General features: G+C 62.5%; 21 protein-coding genes and 1 pseudogene. 10 read left to right on the top strand and 12 right to left on the bottom strand.

Annotation, left to right across the window (positions count from 1 at the left end; translation table 11 throughout):
• Positions 1-189 (bottom strand): annotated as a pseudogene (locus EN964_RS04230) (lytic transglycosylase domain-containing protein); the annotation flags it as partial.
• A gap of 181 nt (positions 190-370) precedes the next feature.
• Between EN964_RS04230 and EN964_RS04225 the strand changes: the two are divergent.
• A complete protein-coding gene (locus tag EN964_RS04225) occupies positions 371-940 on the top strand; it encodes a methylated-DNA--[protein]-cysteine S-methyltransferase (RefSeq protein ID WP_127270432.1) in 570 nt (189 codons plus the stop codon).
• Positions 941-974: 34 nt separating this feature from the next.
• Here EN964_RS04225 and EN964_RS04220 read toward each other — a convergent pair whose 3' ends face one another.
• Entirely contained in the window at positions 975-1,304 is a 330-nt protein-coding gene (locus EN964_RS04220; RefSeq protein WP_127270431.1) for a hypothetical protein, read from the bottom strand.
• A gap of 296 nt (positions 1,305-1,600) precedes the next feature.
• Between EN964_RS04220 and EN964_RS04215 the strand changes: the two genes are divergently transcribed.
• From EN964_RS04215 to EN964_RS04205, 3 genes are all read left to right on the top strand, one after another.
• Entirely contained in the window at positions 1,601-1,813 is a 213-nt protein-coding gene (locus tag EN964_RS04215) for a cold-shock protein (RefSeq protein ID WP_010910991.1), read from the top strand.
• Between the two features lie 270 nt (positions 1,814-2,083).
• Entirely contained in the window at positions 2,084-2,284 is a 201-nt protein-coding gene (locus EN964_RS04210) for a hypothetical protein (protein ID WP_027039317.1), read from the top strand.
• Positions 2,281-2,535, top strand: a complete 255-nt coding sequence (locus EN964_RS04205) for a hypothetical protein (protein ID WP_127270430.1) — start codon at positions 2,281-2,283, stop codon at positions 2,533-2,535. Before EN964_RS04210 ends, EN964_RS04205 begins: the two co-directional genes overlap by 4 nt.
• 31 nt (positions 2,536-2,566) lie before the next feature.
• Here the strand turns inward: EN964_RS04205 and EN964_RS04200 are convergent, their stop codons facing one another.
• The 3 genes from EN964_RS04200 to EN964_RS04190 all read right to left on the bottom strand — a co-directional run bounded on the left by EN964_RS04200 (position 2,567) and on the right by EN964_RS04190 (position 5,206).
• Complete coding sequence (locus EN964_RS04200) at positions 2,567-3,175, bottom strand: glutathione S-transferase family protein (RefSeq protein WP_127270429.1); 609 nt, start codon at positions 3,173-3,175, stop codon at positions 2,567-2,569.
• 292 nt (positions 3,176-3,467) lie between these two features.
• The gene (locus EN964_RS04195) at positions 3,468-4,316 is read right to left on the bottom strand and encodes an EAL domain-containing protein (RefSeq protein WP_127270428.1); all 849 of its coding nucleotides are present in this window, start codon (positions 4,314-4,316) and stop codon (positions 3,468-3,470) included.
• Complete coding sequence (locus EN964_RS04190; protein WP_127270427.1) at positions 4,313-5,206, bottom strand: EAL domain-containing protein; 894 nt, start codon at positions 5,204-5,206, stop codon at positions 4,313-4,315. Before EN964_RS04190 ends, EN964_RS04195 begins: the two co-directional genes overlap by 4 nt.
• Before the next feature lie 208 nt (positions 5,207-5,414).
• Here EN964_RS04190 and EN964_RS04185 point away from each other — a divergent pair, with 208 nt between their 5' ends.
• A complete protein-coding gene (locus EN964_RS04185; RefSeq protein WP_127270426.1) occupies positions 5,415-6,617 on the top strand; it encodes a pyridoxal phosphate-dependent aminotransferase in 1,203 nt (400 codons plus the stop codon).
• A 62-nt stretch (positions 6,618-6,679) separates the two neighbouring features.
• On the opposite strand, the gene EN964_RS04180 is transcribed toward EN964_RS04185, so the two are convergent.
• Positions 6,680-8,197 carry an MFS transporter gene (locus tag EN964_RS04180; RefSeq protein ID WP_127267441.1) on the bottom strand — a complete coding sequence of 506 codons (1,518 nt, stop codon included), beginning with the start codon at positions 8,195-8,197 and terminating at the stop codon, positions 6,680-6,682.
• Positions 8,198-8,417: 220 nt separating this feature from the next.
• Here EN964_RS04180 and EN964_RS04175 point away from each other — a divergent pair, with 220 nt between their 5' ends.
• Complete coding sequence (locus EN964_RS04175) at positions 8,418-9,461, top strand: hypothetical protein (RefSeq protein ID WP_127267440.1); 1,044 nt, start codon at positions 8,418-8,420, stop codon at positions 9,459-9,461.
• A 68-nt stretch (positions 9,462-9,529) separates the two neighbouring features.
• Here EN964_RS04175 and EN964_RS04170 read toward each other — a convergent pair whose 3' ends face one another.
• A complete protein-coding gene (locus EN964_RS04170) occupies positions 9,530-9,934 on the bottom strand; it encodes a cupin domain-containing protein (RefSeq protein WP_127267439.1) in 405 nt (134 codons plus the stop codon).
• Positions 9,935-10,245: 311 nt separating this feature from the next.
• Here EN964_RS04170 and EN964_RS04165 point away from each other — a divergent pair, with 311 nt between their 5' ends.
• Together EN964_RS04165 and EN964_RS04160 are read left to right on the top strand one after the other, a co-directional pair.
• Positions 10,246-12,297, top strand: coding sequence for an elongation factor G (locus tag EN964_RS04165; protein ID WP_127267438.1), 2,052 nt, complete (start codon positions 10,246-10,248; stop codon positions 12,295-12,297).
• Positions 12,298-13,017: 720 nt separating this feature from the next.
• Entirely contained in the window at positions 13,018-13,515 is a 498-nt protein-coding gene (locus tag EN964_RS04160; RefSeq protein WP_127267437.1) for an isoprenylcysteine carboxylmethyltransferase family protein, read from the top strand.
• A 24-nt stretch (positions 13,516-13,539) separates the two neighbouring features.
• Here the strand turns inward: EN964_RS04160 and EN964_RS04155 are convergent, their stop codons facing one another.
• Both EN964_RS04155 and trxB read right to left on the bottom strand, forming a co-directional pair.
• Positions 13,540-14,436, bottom strand: a complete 897-nt coding sequence (locus EN964_RS04155) for a LysR family transcriptional regulator (protein WP_023809733.1) — start codon at positions 14,434-14,436, stop codon at positions 13,540-13,542.
• 79 nt (positions 14,437-14,515) lie between these two features.
• Positions 14,516-15,490 (bottom strand): thioredoxin-disulfide reductase, encoded by a 975-nt coding sequence (gene trxB, locus EN964_RS04150; protein ID WP_127267436.1) that lies wholly within the window; start codon positions 15,488-15,490, stop codon positions 14,516-14,518.
• Positions 15,491-15,738: 248 nt separating this feature from the next.
• On the opposite strand from trxB, the gene EN964_RS04145 reads away from it, so the two are divergent.
• The gene (locus EN964_RS04145; protein ID WP_013530077.1) at positions 15,739-16,218 is read left to right on the top strand and encodes an Lrp/AsnC family transcriptional regulator; all 480 of its coding nucleotides are present in this window, start codon (positions 15,739-15,741) and stop codon (positions 16,216-16,218) included.
• Between the two features lie 250 nt (positions 16,219-16,468).
• Complete coding sequence (locus EN964_RS04140; RefSeq protein ID WP_127267435.1) at positions 16,469-17,263, top strand: glycosyltransferase family 2 protein; 795 nt, start codon at positions 16,469-16,471, stop codon at positions 17,261-17,263.
• 4 nt (positions 17,264-17,267) lie between these two features.
• On the opposite strand, the gene EN964_RS04135 is transcribed toward EN964_RS04140, so the two are convergent.
• From EN964_RS04135 to rfaE2, 3 genes are all read right to left on the bottom strand, one after another.
• A complete protein-coding gene (locus EN964_RS04135; protein ID WP_127267434.1) occupies positions 17,268-17,927 on the bottom strand; it encodes an HAD-IIIA family hydrolase in 660 nt (219 codons plus the stop codon).
• Positions 17,920-18,492 (bottom strand): SIS domain-containing protein, encoded by a 573-nt coding sequence (locus tag EN964_RS04130; protein WP_127270425.1) that lies wholly within the window; start codon positions 18,490-18,492, stop codon positions 17,920-17,922. The genes EN964_RS04135 and EN964_RS04130 overlap by 8 nt, the downstream gene beginning before the upstream one ends.
• A 7-nt stretch (positions 18,493-18,499) precedes the next feature.
• Positions 18,500-19,859: D-glycero-beta-D-manno-heptose 1-phosphate adenylyltransferase (gene rfaE2 / locus EN964_RS04125; RefSeq protein WP_127276185.1), on the bottom strand; the 1,360-nt coding region annotated here is incomplete at its 5' end.

Genomic DNA, 19,859 nt, shown 5'->3' with positions numbered 1-19,859 from the left:
CCCTGATGATTCCGGCAGCACCGAAACCGTCTCCGGCAGCGGCACGGTGAAACCGGCGTCAGTGCCGGCGACGGTCGCTGTTTCGGTGAGAGCAGGCGCGGACTTCATCTGCGAGGTCGACGTGCAGCCGCTGATGCCGGCGGCGGCCAGGATCACGCCGATCACGATAAGGTTGAGTTTTGCTGGCAAGCCGCGCTCGGGTCCGGTTTGTCGGGTTGTTAAGAAATTCCTTACACCAGCGATTCAGGCCGGGCAATCGGGGCGATCAGGTGGTTTTCGGGTGGCGAGACGCAGGCGGTGATGCCATATTGTTCCGCATATGTACTGGGACCAATCCCGGATTTCGCCACTTTGCGGGAAGGAACGCATCATGGTCACGACAGCTTCGATCACGGCCGGCCACGCAGTGTTAGAAACAGTGATCGGTTTCATGGGCATTGCGTGGAGCGAAAAGGGCCTGATCCGGCTCTGCCTGCCCGAACGCAGCCGCGAAGCGGTGGAGCGGCGCCTGCTGCGCCATGGCGGCGTTTCCAGTGCCACGGCGCAGCCGCCATGGGTGGTCGAGCTGATCGCGGCGATCAAGGCCTATGCGGCGGGCGAGGACATCGATTTCTCCGCCGTGCCGGTCGATCTCGACGGCGTCGACGATTTCCGCCTCGCCATTTACGACGCGGCGCGAAAACTCTCCTTCGGCGAAACCACCACCTATGGCGAGCTGGCCAAAACCGCCGGCCATGCCGGGCTCGCCCGCGAAACCGGGGCCGCCCTTGGCTCAAATCCGGTGCCGCTGGTCATCCCTTGCCATCGCATTCTTGCCGCCGGCGGCAAGATCGGCGGCTTCTCGGCGCCCGGCGGATCGATCACCAAGGAGAAGATGCTGGCCATGGAAGGCGTGCGCGTCGGCCCCCCGCCACCAGCGCAGGTGTCGTTCGGGTTCTGATGTAGGCAGGTGCCTAATTGTTGTAGGCAGGTGCCTAGTTGTTGTGGAAGAACCGCCGGCGGAAATGCCGGTCATTGTCCGGCCGCTTGCAGTTGTAGACCGGGCAGGACTTTGTGTCGGCGCTCGGCACGTAGGCCCGTGTCCTCACCTCGCCCATGCTGCAGAATCGCTGGCTCTGCACATAGCGGTCGTAGAGCGGCAGTCTAGGCACCCGCTTCGACTGGTAGCGCAGGATGACGGCCCCTTGCCGGGCGATCGTCCCCTGAACCTTGCCGCAACCCATACGCGTCGGGTCGTAGCGCGAGATCGCCTGCGCCTGGGCGGCGACAAGCGTGAGGCAGGCGGCAAGCAGAATGATTTTCATGGTCCTCTCCCCCAAGATCCCCTCCCAAGCGGGTGTGGATCGAGCGCCCACAGGCTCCGATCATCGCGACGCTCTCACGCGATTGGGGCGGCCATTGGGCGGCGCCCTCATCACGGCTTTCTCACGCAGTCTTGTTTTTCGTGCGAAAGCAGCCTATATGCCTTCCATTGATATTTCGGCCGATCGATCCGGGCCTCGCGATAATCGCGTTTGCTGACGTCTATCTCCAAAATCTCGATGCACACCGGCTGGACCTCGGTCTGGTCAATCTAAAGCAAATGTGAAGGACTATCTAAATGGCAACTGGAACGGTCAAGTGGTTCAACGCCACCAAGGGCTTCGGCTTCATTCAGCCTGACGCGGGCGGCGCGGACGTTTTCGTCCACATCTCCGCTGTCGAGCGTGCTGGACTGTCGACCCTGGTCGAAGGCCAGAAGATCAACTTCGAGATCGAGCAGGACCGCCGCACTGGCAAGTCGTCCGCTGGATCTCTGAGCAAGGCAGCCTGATTTTGCGATAGCGCGCGCCGGGCGAGAGCTCGGGGCGCGCGGCAAGTCACGGATGTACTGACAGTCGCGCGAGAAGCGCGCTGGAGCGGAAAGACCCGACAAGCTGGATCAGCAGATAGCTGCCAGCCCGGACCGGACGTTCCCGATCAGGCTACCAAGCATGGAAGGCGGGATTTAATCCCGCCTTTTTGCTGTCTGGGGTTAGGTGCTGCAACGGGCGCTACAGTCCCACCGGTGGTACTTTTAGCCTAGTAGTGGTATCATTCGGCCATGACCAAGCTTGAGCAAATTGAAAAATCCGTTGCGGAACTGAGCCCTGAAGAACTGAAGGCGTTTGCTGCCTGGTTCGAAGCGCTTCGGGAGGATATGTGGGATCGGCAGATCGAGGCCGATGCGAAAGCCGGCCGATTGGATAAGCTTGCCGAACAGGCACTGACGGACCATCGCGCTGGTCGGACGCGGCCTCTGTGAATCACGTCGCCTCCCCATCGTTCTGGGAGGCTTACGAAAAACTGCCATCGGCGATCAGAGCAAAAGCGGACAGGCGTTTTGAAAGACTCCGCTCCCACCCTTTTGATCCCTCGCTGCATTTCAAACAGGTCGGACGCTACTGGTCTGCGCGAGTTGACGACAATTACCGGGCTGTTGCCACCCGCACCAACGATGATGTGATCTGGTTCTGGATCGGCACCCATGCGGACTATGATCATCTCTTGAAGTAGCTACCCATCCGCCCACCTGGCGCGGGACAAACTACCCCATCCACTCGATCGGCACATGCCCCGGATCCGCTTCCACTCGGCCAAGCCAGGCCGCCACCGCCGGATAGGCGTCGAGATGGAAGCCGCCCTGCTCCGCCGTATGCGTATAGGCATAGAGCGCGATGTCGGCGACGCTGAGCGTGCTGCCGGAAAAGAAAGCATTGTTTTCCAGATGCCTGTTCATCACGCCGAGCGCCTTGTTGCCGCGCTCCAGCGTCACCGCCAGCCGCTCCGGGGTCGCATCCCCAGCACGTTCGGGGAAGGTCAGCAGCGCCTTGCGCACGGCAATGTAAGGCTCGTGGCTGTATTGCTCGAAGAACAGCCATTGATAGGCAAGCCCACGCTCATACCTGTCCGCCGGCAGGAAGCGTGTGCCTTCGGCGAGATAGAGCAGGATGGCGTTGGATTCGGCCAGCCGCCGGCCATCGTCGAACTCGAGCAGCGGCACCATAGCATTCGGATTCTTGGCGACAAAGTCGGCTTTGCGCGTATCGCCGGTGTGCGAACTCACTTCGACATTGGTAAAGCCAAGGCCAAGCTTGGCCATCAGCAGGCGCGGCTTGTAACAATTGCCGCTGTCGATCATGCCGTAAAGTATCATGGCTGTTCCCCGGAGCACTGTCTCCGCGCGATTATCGCAGCGGCGGCGGTCTCAACCAATGATTTGTTTTGGTACGACGATCAGCGCCGCTGATATGTGAATCGCCGAAAATCTGAGGCCGTTGAAGGGCATGTTGAGATTCAGGTCAGGCCGAGCCGAAAACGGTGGGTTCCGAGAACCGGAGCGGAGCGTACTTAAGTACGTGAGCTCAGTTCTACTGCGTGGCAGTAGAACTAGGGAAGCGCAGGAAGCCGCCGTTTGCAGGCCGGCATCACCTGAATATCGACATGCCCTAGCCAAAGAGGGGCACGACCTTGCTGTCCCGGCCCAGCAGCGCATCGATGACCAGCGGTTTCTCCTCGAATACCGTGCCGGCCAAGGCCGGACGGGCAAGGAGAAAACCCTGCAGCAGGTCGACGCCGCCTTCGAGCGCGACGCGCAGATGGGTGGGCTGCTCGATGCCTTCGACCAGCACCTTGGCGCCGCGGTCATGCAGGCTGGAAACCAGCGGGCGGAAGAACCGTTCGGCGGCAGCGTGGCGGCAGAACTCCGCGAACCAGGTGCCGTCGATCTTGACGATGTCGGGCTTGAGCAGGCTCACCCGCTCCTCGGTCGAGTGCCCGGTGCCGAAATCGTCGATGGCGATGCGGATGCCGTCGCGCCGCATCTCGCGCACCAGCCGCACGAGAAGCGCGTCGTCCGCCGCCTGTTCGGTGATTTCGCAGACCAGCATGGCCGGCGCCAGGCCGAACTCGCCGAGATGCCTGGTCATCAGGCGAATCTCGGCCAATGCCCGCCCGGCATGGTCGTTGATCAACGGGTTGTAGTTGAAGAACAGGTCGAGCCCGTCGACGCCGATGTTGCGGAAATTCCTGAGATGCAGCGCCCGGCACATGGTTTCCACAAACAGCCGGTCCGAGACGGCAACGCTTTCAAAGAACACCTTCGGCGCGCCGGGCCGGCCGGCACGGTGCGGCTCGATCAGGGCTTCGGCCGCGACCGCGTGAAGGAAACGGCCGCGCGGCGCGAAAATCGGCTGATAGGCGCTGCGCAGCCGGAACTCGCCATGGATGCCGTATTCGATGCCGACTTCGTCGACCCGGATCGCATCGCCGACATTGCGCCGCCGATCGTCTCTCATGTCGCCACGCGGCGCCCGAAGGCCTTGACCGGCCGCGCCGAAGGCGTTCCCACGGCAGGAGCCGACGTGTCGACGGCAGCAGCGACAGGCGCCTGCCTGGCCTTGTCGAAGACGCCAAAGCTGGTCGGCGCCAATTCGGGCCGCGCCAGCACGAAACCCTGCACCATCGACGCACCCGATTTCTCGGCGAGCTCCAGTTGCCAGCCCTCCTCGATGCCTTCGAACACCGTATGGATACCTTGCTCCTCGAAGTTCTTCACCATGGTGGTCAGCAACGCGAAGCCGGCGCCGGACTCCATCAGCTGCGTGATCCAGTAGGCATCGAACTTGACGATATCCGGCTTCAATTCCTTGACCCGATTGATGTCGGAATCGTCCGCGCCATAATCGTCGACGGCGATGCGAAAACCGTTGGCCCTCAGTGCCGCGACGAAGCCATGCAAGGCTTCCTGCGACGCCGACCGCTGCTCGGTCACCTCGCAGACGACGCGACGCGGGTCGATGCCGGCCTCGTGCAGCACGAGCCGCATTTCGCGCAAGGCAGCGTCGGCAACGGCGCGTTCGGTGAACACTGACGGGTCGAAATTGACGAAGATCGATGCTTCCCGCGGCAGGCAGGCACCGGCGTTGAGAAGATGCAGCGTCCTGGTCAGCGCCTCGATATGCAGCCGGTCGGCGGCCGGGCAGGTCGAGAAGAAATTCATCGGCGATTGCGGCTCGCCGTCGCGGAACGGCCGGATCAGCCCTTCGAACGCGACCACCGACAGCTTGCCTTCCTTGAAAGCGAAGATCGGCTGGAAGGCGCTTTGCAGCGTGTAGATACCCCAGACACCGGTGGAGGTGCCGTCGTCCTGACGGATGATGTGGGCAAGCCCGACGCTGCGCGACACGGTTCCTCGCTCCGCAATTGGTCTGCCATCCTGCCACTCAAGCCTCTACCGCTCGTTAATGAATTTATTGTTGCCGACCCCGGGTCCCGATCACAGCTCCTTGAGACCTGGATCAGCCGACAATACTTGCGTTGCGCGAAATCATGCGACATGAGAAGCGCCGCGGTCGCTCCTGGCCGCGCCGATCTTCCATGGAGACGTCAAGCTCATGGCCTTTCTTGCCGACACCCTTTCCCGCGTGAAGCCTTCCGCCACCATCGCGGTCACGCAGAAAGCGCGCGAGCTGAAAAATGCCGGCCGTGACATTATCGGGCTTGGCGCCGGCGAACCGGATTTCGACACGCCCGACAACATCAAGAATGCGGCAATCGAGGCGATCCGCCGTGGCGAAACCAAGTATCCGCCGGTTTCGGGCATCGTGCCGCTGCGCGAGGCGATCGCAAAAAAGTTCAAGCGCGAGAACAATCTCGACTACAAGCCCGAGCAGACCATAGTCGGCACCGGCGGCAAGCAGATCCTGTTCAACGCCTTCATGGCGACGCTGAACCCCGGCGACGAGGTCATCATTCCTCGCCCCTATTGGGTCAGCTACCCCGAGATGGTGGCCATATGCGGCGGCACCTCCGTGTTTGCCGACACCTCGATCGACAACGGCTTCAAGCTGACCGCTTCCGTGCTGGAAAAGGCGATCACGCCGAAGACCAAATGGCTGCTGATGAACTCGCCGTCGAACCCGTCGGGTGCCGCCTATACCGAAGCCGAATTGCGCGCGCTGGCCGACGTGCTGTTGAAGCATCCGCATGTCTGGACGCTGACCGACGACATGTACGAGCACCTGACCTATGGCGATTTCGTCTTCAGGACCATCGCCGAGGTCGAGCCTAAGCTCTACGAGCGCACGCTGACCATGAACGGCGTGTCGAAAGCCTATGCAATGACCGGCTGGCGCATCGGTTATGCGGCGGGTCCGGTTCAACTGATCAAGGCGATGGACATGATCCAGGGTCAGCAGACATCGGGCGCCTGCACCATTGCGCAATGGGCATCCGTCGAGGCGCTGAATGGCCCGCAGGATTTCATCGCCAAAAACAAGGCGATCTTTCAAGGCAGGCGCGACCTTGTCGTGTCGATGCTCAACCAGGCACGCGGCATCACCTGTCCGTCGCCGGAAGGCGCCTTCTATGTCTATCCTTCCTGCGCCCAGCTGATCGGCAAGAAGACCAAGGCCGGCAGGCTGATCGACACCGACGAGACCTTCTGCTCGGAACTGCTCGAAGCCGAGGGCGTCGCGGTGGTGTTCGGCTCGGCCTTCGGCCTCGGGCCCAACTTCCGCATCTCCTACGCGACCTCGGAGACGCTTCTGGAAGAAGCCTGCACACGCATCCAGCGTTTTACGGCTTCGCTGACCTGACCGACGCACTATGAATGCAAAAACCCGGCTTCACCGCCGGGTTTTTTAATGGGCCGTCAGCCTCACGCCTCGTGCTTGGTCTCTTTGGCCGAGCGCGCCTCGGCCGGCGCCAGCACGGCGACCAGCAATGCGGCGGTGAGGAACGCGCCGATCGCTGCCGTCAGCATCGCGGCGTGGAAGCCGCCGGCATAGGCGGCAGCATAGAGTTCATGCACGCCGCTTTCGCCCATCGCCGCATCGGTTGCGAAATCATGCCGTGAAATCGCAGCACGGGCGACCGCTTCCGCGTTGGCGACACCGGCATCGCCGAGATACCCGGTCAAAAGGTTGGTTGCCCGCATGCTCATCAAGGCGCCGAGCAAGGCGATGCCGATGGCAAGGCCGCTCTGGCGGGTGGCATTGATGACCGCCGACACCATGCCCGAGCGTTCGCGCGGCGCATAGGACATGGCGGCAGCGCTGCCGGTCGGGATTGCAAGCGCATTGCCGAGGCCGCCAATGGCGAACAGAAGGCACAGCATCGCATAGGGCGTCGAAGGGCCGGCCCAGCACATGCCGAGCATGGACAGGCCGATAGCAACATAGCCGATGGTCATCAGCGCGGAGTGACCATAGCGCGCGCTCAGCCTGCCGATCCATGGCGACACCACGATCTGGACGATGAAGGCCGGCGCCATGCGCAGGCCGGTCTGCGTCGGCGACCAGCCCTGCACCTGCTGCAGGAACATCGAGAAGAAGAAGACGCTGGAATAGGAGGTGAAGCCGAGCGCGAACGAAGCGACATTGGCGACGGCGAAGCGGACATCGCGGAACAGGCCAAGCGGCAGCATCGGGCGTGCAGTGCGCGCCTCGAAGCCGAGGAAAGCAGCCAGACCGACGACGCCGGCGACCAGCGCCGCGACCGTCCTTGGCTCGCCCCAGCCATTCTCGCCGGCCGAGATCAGGCCGAAGGTCAGCGCCCCCAGCCAAAGGATGCTGAGAGCCAGGCCGACGAGGTCGAGATGGGCATGTTCGGGATGCGCCGTCTCGTTGATCGAAACAGCACCGAGCGCGATCGTGATCAAGCCCAGCGGCAGGTTGATCAAGAAGATGCTTTGCCAGCCGACGGTCTCGACCAGGATGCCACCGAGGACGGGACCAACGAGCAGAGAGATGGCGGCGAACGACGCCCAGCCGCCAATGACGCCAGCGCGCTGGCGCGCATCGGGAAAGGCCTGCGTCAGGATCGACAGCGCGCCTGGAATGAGCAGCGAGCCGGCGATGCCCTGTACCACCCGGCCGGCCAGCAGAACCGGCAGATTGGGCGCGACGGCGCAGATCAGCGAACCGGCCACGAAGATGCCGACGCCGGCCAGCCACGAGCGCTTGCGGCCATAGCGATCGCCGATCAGGCCGGACGACAGCATGAAGGCGGACAGGCACAGCGTGTAGGAGTCGACCACCCATTGCAGGCCGCCGAAATCGGTTTGCAACGCCTGCTGGATGGTCGGCAGCGCGACATTGACGATGCTGACGTCGAGCAGAGCCACGAACGAACCAAGATAGATAGCGGCGACCAGGGGCAGACGGTGCTTTGACATGGCTATATCCAGACGTGAGTTAGAGGCCATGCAGGTGCTACAGTCAAAGCCGAAGTGGCTCCGAGGGACGTTGCCGGCCGGCATGGCGTGCGAGCCAGACGCGCGAAATCAGCTTGCAATCCGGGAAACGTGCGCAGCGAACCCGCGGACCATCGTCATATGACGACTAGGAAGCCGGCCGCATTCGATCAACCATGAAGCCTCAGAAGGGAGATGCATCATGGCCAAAGGCGGCAATCCATCAAACAATCACGACGGCGAATTCATAGTGTCCGGGCCGGGCACTGAAAATACCGAGCGGTTCAAGCAGGCGCTCAGTGTTTCATTTGCCGAGCAGACAGCCACATCAATGAACTATTTCAAGCAGTCGGACCCTAACGACGAGGGCCAGATCTCCGCTCTTGGCGAGGCAAAAATTGATTACCTGAAAGCACAGTCGGGCTGTTACTGGACCGAGGAAGCTGAAAAATGGACCAGGGCAAAACTGAAACGCTTTGCCGATCGCAACGATCGAAAGCGAATTCTAGGCAACAGTTTCGATCGCTCCGAAATGGTTGTCTTGCCGCGCCGCAAAGATGGGGCGATGCCGATGGAAACGCGGCAACTGCAAGGCGATCCCTATGAGTATTTCCATTTTTGGCCTGGCACCTTCGGTAACTACAAATACAGCTGGTTCAACCGGACCGGGGACGGACGCATTCTGCGAGACGAATCTTACGAGTGGGATGGGGCGCCGGATTTGGGCGGCTTGGTATTTTTCGAAAACAACAGCGCCGGCGATAGAGATTACCTGCACGCCATGCTCGAAAGCGGCATCTGGTTTACCTACACTCCCAAGAAGACCGGCCGGCTCGACTTGTTTGCGGAATTCGTCTCCACCTACGACACAAGGTACAGGTGGATGCGTGACGAAATCGGCTACAGCCACACCAGAGTCCTTCAGGCGACCGATGTCGTTTTTGGCACCTTTTCAGGCGATCAAGCCGTGGGACGAGATTACCGAAGCAACAGCACCCTTGTCGATTTTCAGCGTTGGTTTGAAGGGGACGTAGGGGATTTCGCCAATTTCGGAGAAAATGGCTTTGACGACGGAACAATACACAATTTTTTTGGGCGGCCGGGCGCAATGGTTTTTGCTGGACAACCGGTCGAGATCTTGGTCGGCTGCAGGGTCTTGATGGACTGCTATCTCAACGATGTCAGCATCAGGGCGTGGGAAGGCGCCCGGCGGAGGCTGAATTTTCTGGGCGTCCGAGTGGTTTAAATGCCAGCGGTTTTGCAGCTTGCGCGACGATCGTCATCGCTGCGGCAAGAAGCCTGCCCTCCGCCGGCTTAGGTGTCTCGACCGCCAAACTGCTCGTCGGTGACCCCCTCCAGCCAATCGACATGGACATCGTCGAGCGCCTCCTGCATCGCGATATGCGTCATCGCCGATTTGGGCGCCGCGCCATGCCAGTGTTTTTCGCCAGGCGCGAACGAGATGACGTCGCCGGCCCTGATCTCCTGGATCGGGCCGCCCCACGTCTGGGCAAGCCCGGCGCCCTCCGTCACGTACAGCGTCTGGCCAAGCGGATGCGTATGCCAGTGGGTGCGCGCGCCCGGCTCGAAGCTGACCAGCGTGGCCCGCAGCCGCGCCGGCGCCTCTTTCTCGATGATCGGCGTCTGCAGCACCCGGCCGGCGAAGTATTTTTCCGGCGCGATGACGGTCGGCACGCTGCCGCAGGCAATGATCTTCATGGGTCGATGGTCCTTCAAGCAGCGGGCGACGGGTCGCCTGTTTTCAGTTTCGGCCGATATCGGTCGACGTGCAACAGCTTCCCGCTGCCAGCCCCAGCATATGATCCGCACGGTCCACTGCCGAGCAAAGGGTTTCTATTTTTCTTGCCCTGCCGGCAAACAAGTGGGACGATGGCTTTGGGCAGGTGGCACTTGAAAAGAACCCCGCCCGCGACGGTCGAACAGGCCGGCCGCCGCTCAGGACCGATTGACCAAGCCTGAACCATACATGCCAGTCGGTCCTACGGGAAACGCCTGAGTGGAGGTCAGTCATGGGTACTCGCGCCGGAGGACGACGCACGGGACCGAAATGCATTGCCATAGTCGGTCCCTTCGCAAGCGGTAAGACGACACTTCTCGAAGCCATATTGGCCCGTACGGGCTCAATTCCCCGACAAAATCCCGTTTCATCAGGTAACACCGTTTCAGATCATTCGCCCGAGGCGCGCGCCCACGCCATGAGCGTCGAGGCGACGGTCGCCACGACCGAATTCATGGGCGAGCAGATCACCTTCGTCGACTGTCCCGGTTCCATCGAATTCTCTTTCGAGGCCGAACCGGTGCTGGCCGCCTGCGACCTCGCGGTCGTCGTAGCCGAGGCCGATGAAAAGAAGATCCCTGCCCTGCAACTGATCATGCGCAAGCTCGACGATCTCGGAGTGCCGCGCATTCTGTTCCTCAACAAGGTCGACAAGGCAATCACCGGCGTGCGCGACACGCTGAAGATGCTGCAGCCGGCCAGTGCCGTGCCGTTGCTGCTGCGCCAGATTCCGCTGCGCAAGGACGGTGTCGTCATTGGTTCGATCGACCTGGCGCTGGAGCGCGCCTACATCTATCGCGAATATGCCGAAAGCGAGGTGGCGCAGATTCCCGGCGACGACAAGGCGCGCGAGCTCGAAGCGCGTTTCTCGATGCTGGAGACGCTGGCCGACCATGATGACCAGTTGATGGAACAACTGCTCGAGGAGATCGAGCCGCCCAAGGATGCGATCTTCGACGACCTCGCCGCCGACCTGCGTGACGGTGCGGTGATCCCGGTGCTGATCGGCACCGCCGAGAAAGGCAACGGCGTGCTGCGCCTCCTGAAGGCGATCCGCCACGACGCGCCCGACATCGAGGCGACCCGCAAACGGCTCGGTGCACCCGACGGCGCGGCTACCCTGGTCCAGGTGATGAAAACCATCCACACCTCGCATGGCGGCAAGCTGTCGGTGTCGCGCATCCTCTCCGGTCAGGTCGTCGACGGTTCCGAACTCTGGCTGCCCGGCGGCGACACGGCCAAGGTTTCCGGCATCTACCGGATGCTCGGCAAGGACCAGTCCAAGCTCTCCATCGCCAAGGTCGGCGACACGGTGGCACTGGGCAAGCTGGACGAGGTCAAGACCGGCCAGACGCTGAGCTCGGCCAAGGGCGGCATCAAGCCGCTCGTCCAGTTCGAGCCGCCGCAGCCGGTCTTCGCCTTCGCGCTCCGCCCCAAGGAGCGCAAGGACGAAGTGAAGATGTCGGCCGCCATCCAGCGGCTGGCCGAGGAGGACCCCTCGCTCAGCCTGCGCCACAATCAGGACTCGGCCGAAACCGTGCTGTCGGGCCATGGCGAGATGCATCTGCGCGTGGTGCGCGAGCGGCTGGAAGGCAAGAACCAGATACCGGTCGAAGGTCATCCGCCGGCGGTGCCCTATCGCGAGACGATCCGCAAATCGGCGCAGCAGCGCGGCCGTCACAAGAAACAGTCCGGCGGCCATGGCCAGTTCGGCGACGTGGTGATCGAGATCAAGCCGCTGCCGCGCGGTTCCGGCTTCCAGTTCACCGACACCATCACCGGCGGCGTCGTGCCCAAGACCTACATCCAGTCGGTCGAGACCGGGGTCCGCGACTATCTGAAATCCGGGCCGCTGGGCTTTCCGGTCGTGGATGTCGCAGTCAACCTGTCGGACGGCTCCTATCATGCGGTCGATTCCTCCGACATGGCCTTCCAGATGGCGGCCAGGCTGGCGATGAAGGAAGGCATGGCCGCGTGCTTGCCGGTGCTCCTGGAGCCCGTGATGAAGGTCGAGATCGTCACCCCCTCCGACGCCACCTCGAAGATCATCGCTCTCATCCCGCAGCGGCGCGGCCAGATCCTCGGCTACGACGCGCGACCCGACTGGCCGGGATGGGATGTCGTCGAGGCAACCATGCCGCAAGCCGAGATCGGCGACCTGATCATCGAGTTGCGCTCGGCGACCGCGGGCGTTGCCAGCTATCGTGCCGTCTTCGACCACATGGCCGAACTCACCGGCCGTCTGGCTGACGACGCCATGAACACCAACGGCAAGGCTGCCTGATGGCGTGGCGTTCCTCTCGAACCTGATTCGGGGGAACAAAAGAAAACGACGTCCGGCGGGGACCGGACGTCGTTTTGTTCGCGGACCGTTTCCTTGGGAGGTAAAACGTCAGGTCCGCCGCATTTGGTACCGCCGAGTTCGGCGGAAAAACGGTTCGGACGCGGTAGCCGCCTGAGCCCGGGCCGTACGAGTGATGCCCCCATCTCCCGTCCGAACCACACCGCGTCCTATGATCTACATAGCAGGTCGCGGGCGTCCGGGATATGTTACCAGAGGTTACATGTCACCGTTACGTGGCAATTGTGATGGAATTTTTGGCCGGCCCAGCAGGGTACAGGCAACAAAAAAGCCGGATCAATGAAGATCCGGCTGAGTTTGATTGGAGTGCCTGTTAAGGCTAACCTCCAGAGGGGAACACTCGAGGGCGCTAATGGGAGGAGAACGCGCCCAGGAGATGATCTATATATGTGCTCATCATGCCCAAGAAACAAGCATCTATTTTGCAACACACACATGCAAAAAGACGCAGGCTGTGGTCTAACCCATTCCAGAAGCCAATAGGACCAGCAAAATCGTCGAAATGGAGCGCTGAATCGGGCAATTGCAACTACAGAATCGCTAATCTCGGCTGGCTTTCGGCTCGAAATGCCAAAACTGGGCAATGATGTGGAAGCGGGCAGCAGGCGTGCATTTCTAAGGCAATCGCGGAGCAAGCAGCCAATGCGGAGGTTTTCGGCGATCGCCGGCAGTGCGGCCTTCTTCATCGCGGCGCCGTGCGTGGTTGCCGGGCTGGTGCCCTGGCTGTTGACCGATCGCTGGGGCTTGCCCTGGTCGAGCCTGCCGGGCTTTGCCCCTGTTGGCGGGCTTCTGATCGTTGCCGCGGGCGCGGCACTCCTGCATGCCTTCGGCCGTTTTGCGCTTGAGGGCCTGGGCACACCCGCACCGGTCGCCCCGACCGAGAGGCTGGTGATAGGCGGCATCTACCGCCATGTCCGCAACCCGATGTATGTCGCCGTGCTGTCGATCATCCTCGGCCAGGCGCTGCTGTTCTCGAGCTGGGCGCTGGTCGCCTATGCCGCCGTCAGCGCTGTCTCCATGGGCGCCTTCGTCAGGCTCTATGAAGAGCCGACGCTTAGCCGCCGTTATGGCGCCGAATACGAGACCTACCGCCGCAACGTGCCCGGCTGGCTGCCTCGGCTGATGCCCTGGCGGGGATAATCCCGTAGGGCGTGAAAACGAAAATCAGAAGGACCAGCTTCGGGCCTTGGCGATGATGAAGTCCCGGAACACATGCAGCTTGGCCTGGTTCTTCATCGCGTCGGGATAGGCGAAATAGGTGTCGAAAGACGGCACCTCGGTCTCCGGCAGCAGCTGCACCAGATCGGAGTCCTTGCTGATCACATAGTCGGGCAGCATGGCGATGCCGGCACCGCCCTGCACCGCCCGCTTGATCGACAATATGTCGTTGATCTGCAGCGTCGGCACCCTTTGTCCGCCTTCGAAATCACCGACCGTTTCCAGCCAGTTCAGCTCCGACAGATGCGACGGCACCGGCACGCCGAAGGTGACGATGCGATGGGCCTTCAGCTCGGCGACGGAAGACGGCTTGCCGTGCTTGGCGACATAGGATGGGGCCGCGTAGAGGTGGAAATGCACGGTGAACAGGCGGCGCTGGATCAGGTCCGGCTGCTGCGGCTGGCGCAGCCGGATGGCGCAATCGGCCTGGCGCATGGTGAGATCCAGCTCCTCGTTGGCGAGGATCAACTGCAGGCTGATTTCGGGATAGAGTTCGATGAATTCCTGCACCCGCTCGGTCAGCCAGCCGGCGCCCAGCCCCACCGTCGTCGTCACCCGCAGCACGCCCGACGGGCGATCCTTGGTCTCGGTCAGCCGGGACTTGATGGTCTCCAGCTTCATCAGCACGTCATGCGCCGTGCGAAACAGCATCTCACCTTGCTCGGTCAGCACCAGCCCGCGGGCGTGGCGGTTGAACAGCGGCACGCCGACATCATGCTCGAGCGCGCTGACCTGCCGCGAGATCGCCGATTGCGAGAGATGCAATGTCTCGGCCGCATGGGTAAACGACCCCGCCTCCGCCGCAGCGTGAAACACGCGTAGCTTGTCCCAGTCCAACGCCATGATTCCCCTCGTTCTGTTTTGGCGTCTGAATGAAAAATCAGGCTTTTACACGGCGTTTCTAAGCCGCTCTCTGAACTCTCTACTCGGCCGCTTCGCGATGCACTTCGATGCCGGCCAGATACTTCTCCGCCTCGAGCGCGGCCATGCAGCCGAGCCCCGCTGCCGTCACCGCCTGGCGGTAGATATCGTCGGTCACATCGCCGGCCGCGAACACGCCCGGCACATCGGTGCGGGTCGAATCCGGCGCTGTCCACAGATAGCCGTTCGGCTTCTGCTTGAGCTTGCCGGCGAACAGTTCAACCGCCGGCGCATGGCCGATGGCCACGAACACGCCGTCGATCTTGAGGTGCGACACCTCGCCGGTCACCGCATGCTTTAGCTTCAGCCCCTCGACCGAGGGCGGCAGCGGCGTCTTGCCGGGCCGGCCGGTGATCTCATCGACGATCGTGTCCCAGATGACGCGGACATTGTCCTTCTTCAGAAGCCGCTCGCGCAGAATACGTTCAGCGCGAAAATCGCTGCGCCTGTGGATGACCGTCACGCTCCTGGCGAGATTGGACAGATAGAGCGCCTCTTCCACCGCGGAATTGCCGCCACCGACCACCGCGACATCCTTGCCCCTGTAGAAGAAACCGTCGCAGGTGGCGCAGGCCGAGACTCCAAAACCCATGAAGTCCTGCTCGGTCGGGATGCCCAGCCATTTCGCTTGCGCGCCGGTGGCGATGATCAGCGCGTCGGCGGTATAGGTCGTGCCGGAATCGCCCTTGGCGCGGAACGGTCGCACGTTGAGGTCGACCTCGGTGATGATGTCGTTGATGATGTCGGTGCCGACATGCTCGGCCTGTTTCAGCATCTGCTCCATCAGCCACGGACCTTGGATCGGGTCGGCGAAGCCGGGATAATTCTCGACATCGGTGGTGATCATCAACTGCCCGCCCTGCTGCAGGCCGGCGACCAGCATCGGCTTCAGCATGGCGCGGGCGGCATAGACCGCCGCCGTATAGCCGGCCGGGCCGGAACCGATGATGAGAACGGGCGCGTGCTTGGTGGTCATCTAAAGCCTCTGCGGAGGGCTGCCGGCAATTGCGGCATGGAAAACTCGATCATTGTCGCGCGTAATGTAAGTGTTGCCCACGACGCCAGCAAGGCAAGTTGGTGTTCGTCCCCGGAAAGCTTTGTCGCACCTGTCGGCCGCTGATCCCGCGAAATATTCCGGGCGAAGGATGGAATGGACAGCGAAGTCGTTTAATTACAAAATCACGCAAGATTCTTGCGTATTGCCCCTCATGATCGAGAGCCCCCATGCCGCTCAAGGCCGACCTCGACGCCATCGACTGGAAGATCCTGCGCGAATTGCAGGGCGACGGCCGCATGACCAATGTCGAACTGTCGAACCGCGTCGGCATTTCGGCGCCGCCATGCCTGCGCCGCGTCAAGCGCCTGGAGGAAGCCGGCATCATCCGTGGCTACCGTGCCTTGCTCAATGCACCAGCGCTCGGCCTCGATGTCGTTGCCTTCTGCCTGGTCGGCCTGCATCATCAGGCCGATGCCGAACTGCGCATCTTTGCCGAGCGCACCCGCGGCTGGCCGATCGTACGCGACGCCTGGATGGTGTCGGGCGAATCCGATTTCCTGCTGCATTGCGTGGCGAGCGACCTTGGCGCCTTCCAGAGCTTCGTCATCGAGGAACTGACCTCGACCCCGAATGTCGACACGGTGCGCACAGCGCTCACCATCCGCCGGGTCAAGGACGAAGGGCTGGTCTCGTTCGCACAGCCTTGAGCCGGCTGAACCGCAACGAGCTTTCGCCGATGTCGCTTGAAGGCCTCGCCATATCAGCGCCGCTTTGGCGTTCGATAGCTCTCCTGTGAAGCCGGAATTTCTGCCGTAGCCGTCTTGTTGGTTTCCTAGAGCAATTCCAGAAAAAGTATGTAACGGTTTTCCCGGGTAAAGCGCATAGCGCTTTCGGGATTGCGTAAACAGGGGCGCAGGGCAGCCCAATTCCGAGAACAGTGTGCCGTGGGGTGGGACGATGACTCGATTTTCTAGCCCGGTTTCGGCGCTGGTCATCTGCATGAACGAGGCCGACATGATCGGCGAGTGCCTGGAAAGCGTCGATTTCTGCGCCGAGATCATCGTCGTCGATTCGGGCTCGACGGACAGCACTCTGGACGTCGTCAACGGGTACATCGCCAAAGGCTACCCGATAAGGCTGTTTCACAACGATTGGCCGGGCTTTCCTCGTCAGCGGCAATTCGCGCTCGATCAGGCCACGCAACCATGGTGCCTTTCGATTGAAGCCGACGAGGCCATCGACGACGTGCTCAGGCAGTCAATCACGAATGTGACCCAGCTTGGGAATGACGCCTTCGACGGATGGTACATCAGACGCCGCGACAAGCTGAAGGGCTATGGCTATGCGCACCGCTGGGTGCTTCACAACAGGCTGCTGCGTCTTTTCCGCCGCGACAAGGCCACGATGGACCTCAATCTGCGGGTCCATGAGTCGTTCGAGGTGCCAGGCGAAACCGGCACGATAGAAAATGGCGTGCTGCTGCATCGCCGCGAAATGACTATTGCCGAGGATCTGGCAAGGGCCAACACCTACTCCAGCCTCAAGGTTGCCACGCTTGTCGAACGAGCCAAGAAGCCCGGCCTGATAAGACTGGTGCTGTCGCCGCTCGGCAACTTTCTGAAGTTCTACCTGGCCAAGCGCTACTTCCTGTGCGGCCGGCACGGGTTCGTCTATTCGATGCTGGTGATGCTGTATTCGTTCGCGACAGAGGCCAAGCTTTATGAAGCCTGGCGAGACAAAGATCGGATGTAAGCCGTCACGGCGCGCCCGAGGCGGTGCCAAGCGCAGCTATTGCGGCGAGCAGGCCGTCGAAATCCGCGCGCTCGCACCAAGGCCGAATTGTGAAGCCCGATCGGACAGCTGCTTGTCCATCTACCAGCCAGCCCTGCGCGAGGCCGGCGCGTTGTCCCGCCTCCATGTCGGCCTCCTTGTCGCCGACGATCAGCGAACGCCGCAGATCGAGCCCGAGGCGCCCGGCCGCCTCCAGCAGCATGCCCGGATTGGGCTTGCGCATCGGATGATCGGCAACCGCAAGCACACCGGAGCCAGCTTCGTGATAGGCGCAGGCGACGACCATATCGACGAACGCATTGTCGACGCGCAGCAGCTCGAGCACGCGGCCATTGACGGCGGCGAAATCGCCCCAGCCGAAATAGCCACGCGCGATGCCCGACTGGTTGGTGACGATGATGACCGGAATGCCAGCCCGGTTGGCGGCGGCTATCACCGCGGCTATGTCCGCGCGCAGCACCATTTCGGCAGGATCATCCGGATAGCCGGTATCGACATTGACGGTGCCGTCGCGATCGAGGAACAGCGCCGGCGAGCCGGCGGCGAACACCCTTGAGCCGACCCGCTCGACCCATAGGCCCGGCTCCGCCAGCGGAAAGCGGCCAGAGGTCGTGGGATCAGCCATTGCTGAGGCGCGCTTCGACCACCTCGCACAGATGATGGTAAAGGCACAGATGCCCCTGCTGGATGATCGGCGTCGAGGTCGACGGCACGTTGAGCAGGATATCGGACAGAGGCTTCAGCTTGCCGCCGGTGTCGCCGGTCATGCCGATCACCGTCATATCCATCCTCCGCGCCTGTTCGGCGGCGGCAAGGATGCTCGGCGAATTGCCGCTGGTCGAGATCGCCAGGAGCACGCCGCCGGCAGCGCCATGCGCCTCGACCTGGCGCGAAAACACCGTGTCGAATCCATAGTCGTTGCCCCAGGCGGTCAGCACCGCTGCATTGGCCGGCAGCGCGATGACATTGTAGGCCTTGCGCTCCTTGAGAAAGCGGCCGACCAGTTCGCCGGCAATGTGGATGGCGTCGCTGGCCGAGCCGCCATTGCCGGCGATGAGCAAAGCTTTCCCCGACGAAAGCGCAGTCACCACGGCGCTCGCTGCCCGCTCCATCTCACCGGTCAGGTCCCGTTCGACCATGGCTGATATGGCAGCCACGGAGCGGACAAGGTAATCGTTCAACTCGGACATGAAACCCTCAGTTTGTGGTGCCGCCGGCGCGCAATTTGCCAATGGTGTTGGTGGTGCTTTTTCCGGCGACCAGATCGACCAGCACGACGCGTCCGCCGGCCTTCTGCACCACATCGGCGCCGACCACGGTGTCGACCGTGTAATCGGCCCCCTTGACCAGTATGTCGGGCAGCAGCGCTTCGATCAGCGCCAGCGGCGTATCTTCCTCGAAAACCACGACCGCATCGACCGAGGCAAGTGCTGCCAGCACGCAGGCGCGGTCGTGCTGGTCGTTGACCGGGCGCCCGGCGCCCTTCAGTCGCCGCACCGAAGCATCGCTGTTGAGGCCGAGCACCAGCCGGTCGCATTGGCTGCGCGCCGCGTGCAGCAAGCTGACATGGCCGGCATGCAGGATGTCGAAGCAGCCATTGGTGAAGCCGACGCTCAGGCCCTCTTCCTTCCACGCCGCCACCATGCGCGCGGCCGACGTGGCGTCGAGGATGGCGTCCTTGTGGGCCGTCGGCCCATGCGAACGGAACAGCGCGCCGGTGAGTTCCTCGACCGTCAGCCGCGCGGTGCCGCGTTTTCCCACCACGACGCCACCAGCGGCATTGGCGATCGAAGCGGCCATGACCGTATCGGCGCCCACGGCCAGCGCCAGCGCGAAGCTCGCGATCACCGTGTCGCCGGCGCCCGAAACGTCGAACACTTCGCGCGCCTGGGTGGCGATGTGGCGCGCCTCGTCGGGGCCGACCACGCTCATGCCCTTTTCGCTGCGCGTCGCGACCACGAAATCGAAACCATGTGCCGAAATCAGCTCGCGTGCGGCACCCACGATCTCGTCATCGGCGAACACCGCATGGCCGGCGGCCTCGCCGAGTTCCTTGCGGTTGGGGGTAATGGCGGTCGCCCCGGCATAGCGCGCGTAATCGCGGCCTTTCGGGTCGACCAGCACCGGCTTTCCAGCCTCGCGGCAGATGGCGATCAAGTCGCCGGCGACGCCGTCGAGCAGGATGCCCTTGCCGTAATCGGACAGGATGACGATGTCGGCGTGCGCCAGCGCGGCGCGGAAATGCCGGATCAGGCCGGCTCGCTCCGCAGCGCCGAGCGGCTTGATCTCCTCTTCGTCGAAACGCAGCACCTGCTGGTTGAGCGCGCTGAAGCGGCTTTTGGACGAGGTCATGCGACCACGCTCCTGCGCGAGGCCCGCCGTATCGGCGCCAAGCTCGCCGAGCATCCGCACCAGGCTATCGCCTGCCACATCGGTGCCTATGACCGAGACGGGAATAGCGGCAGCGCCGAGCGAAACGATGTTGGCCACGACATTGCCGGCGCCGCCCATGGTCGAGGTCTCGCCGGAGGCGCCGATACCGGTGCTGCACGGGCGC

Source organism: Mesorhizobium sp. M7A.F.Ca.CA.001.10.2.1 (assembly GCF_003998575.1).
In the GTDB taxonomy this organism is placed as follows: Bacteria; Pseudomonadota; Alphaproteobacteria; order Rhizobiales; family Rhizobiaceae; genus Mesorhizobium.
The sequence above is the reverse complement of the archived record's forward strand: the minus strand, read 5'-3'. Positions and strand labels throughout refer to the sequence as shown.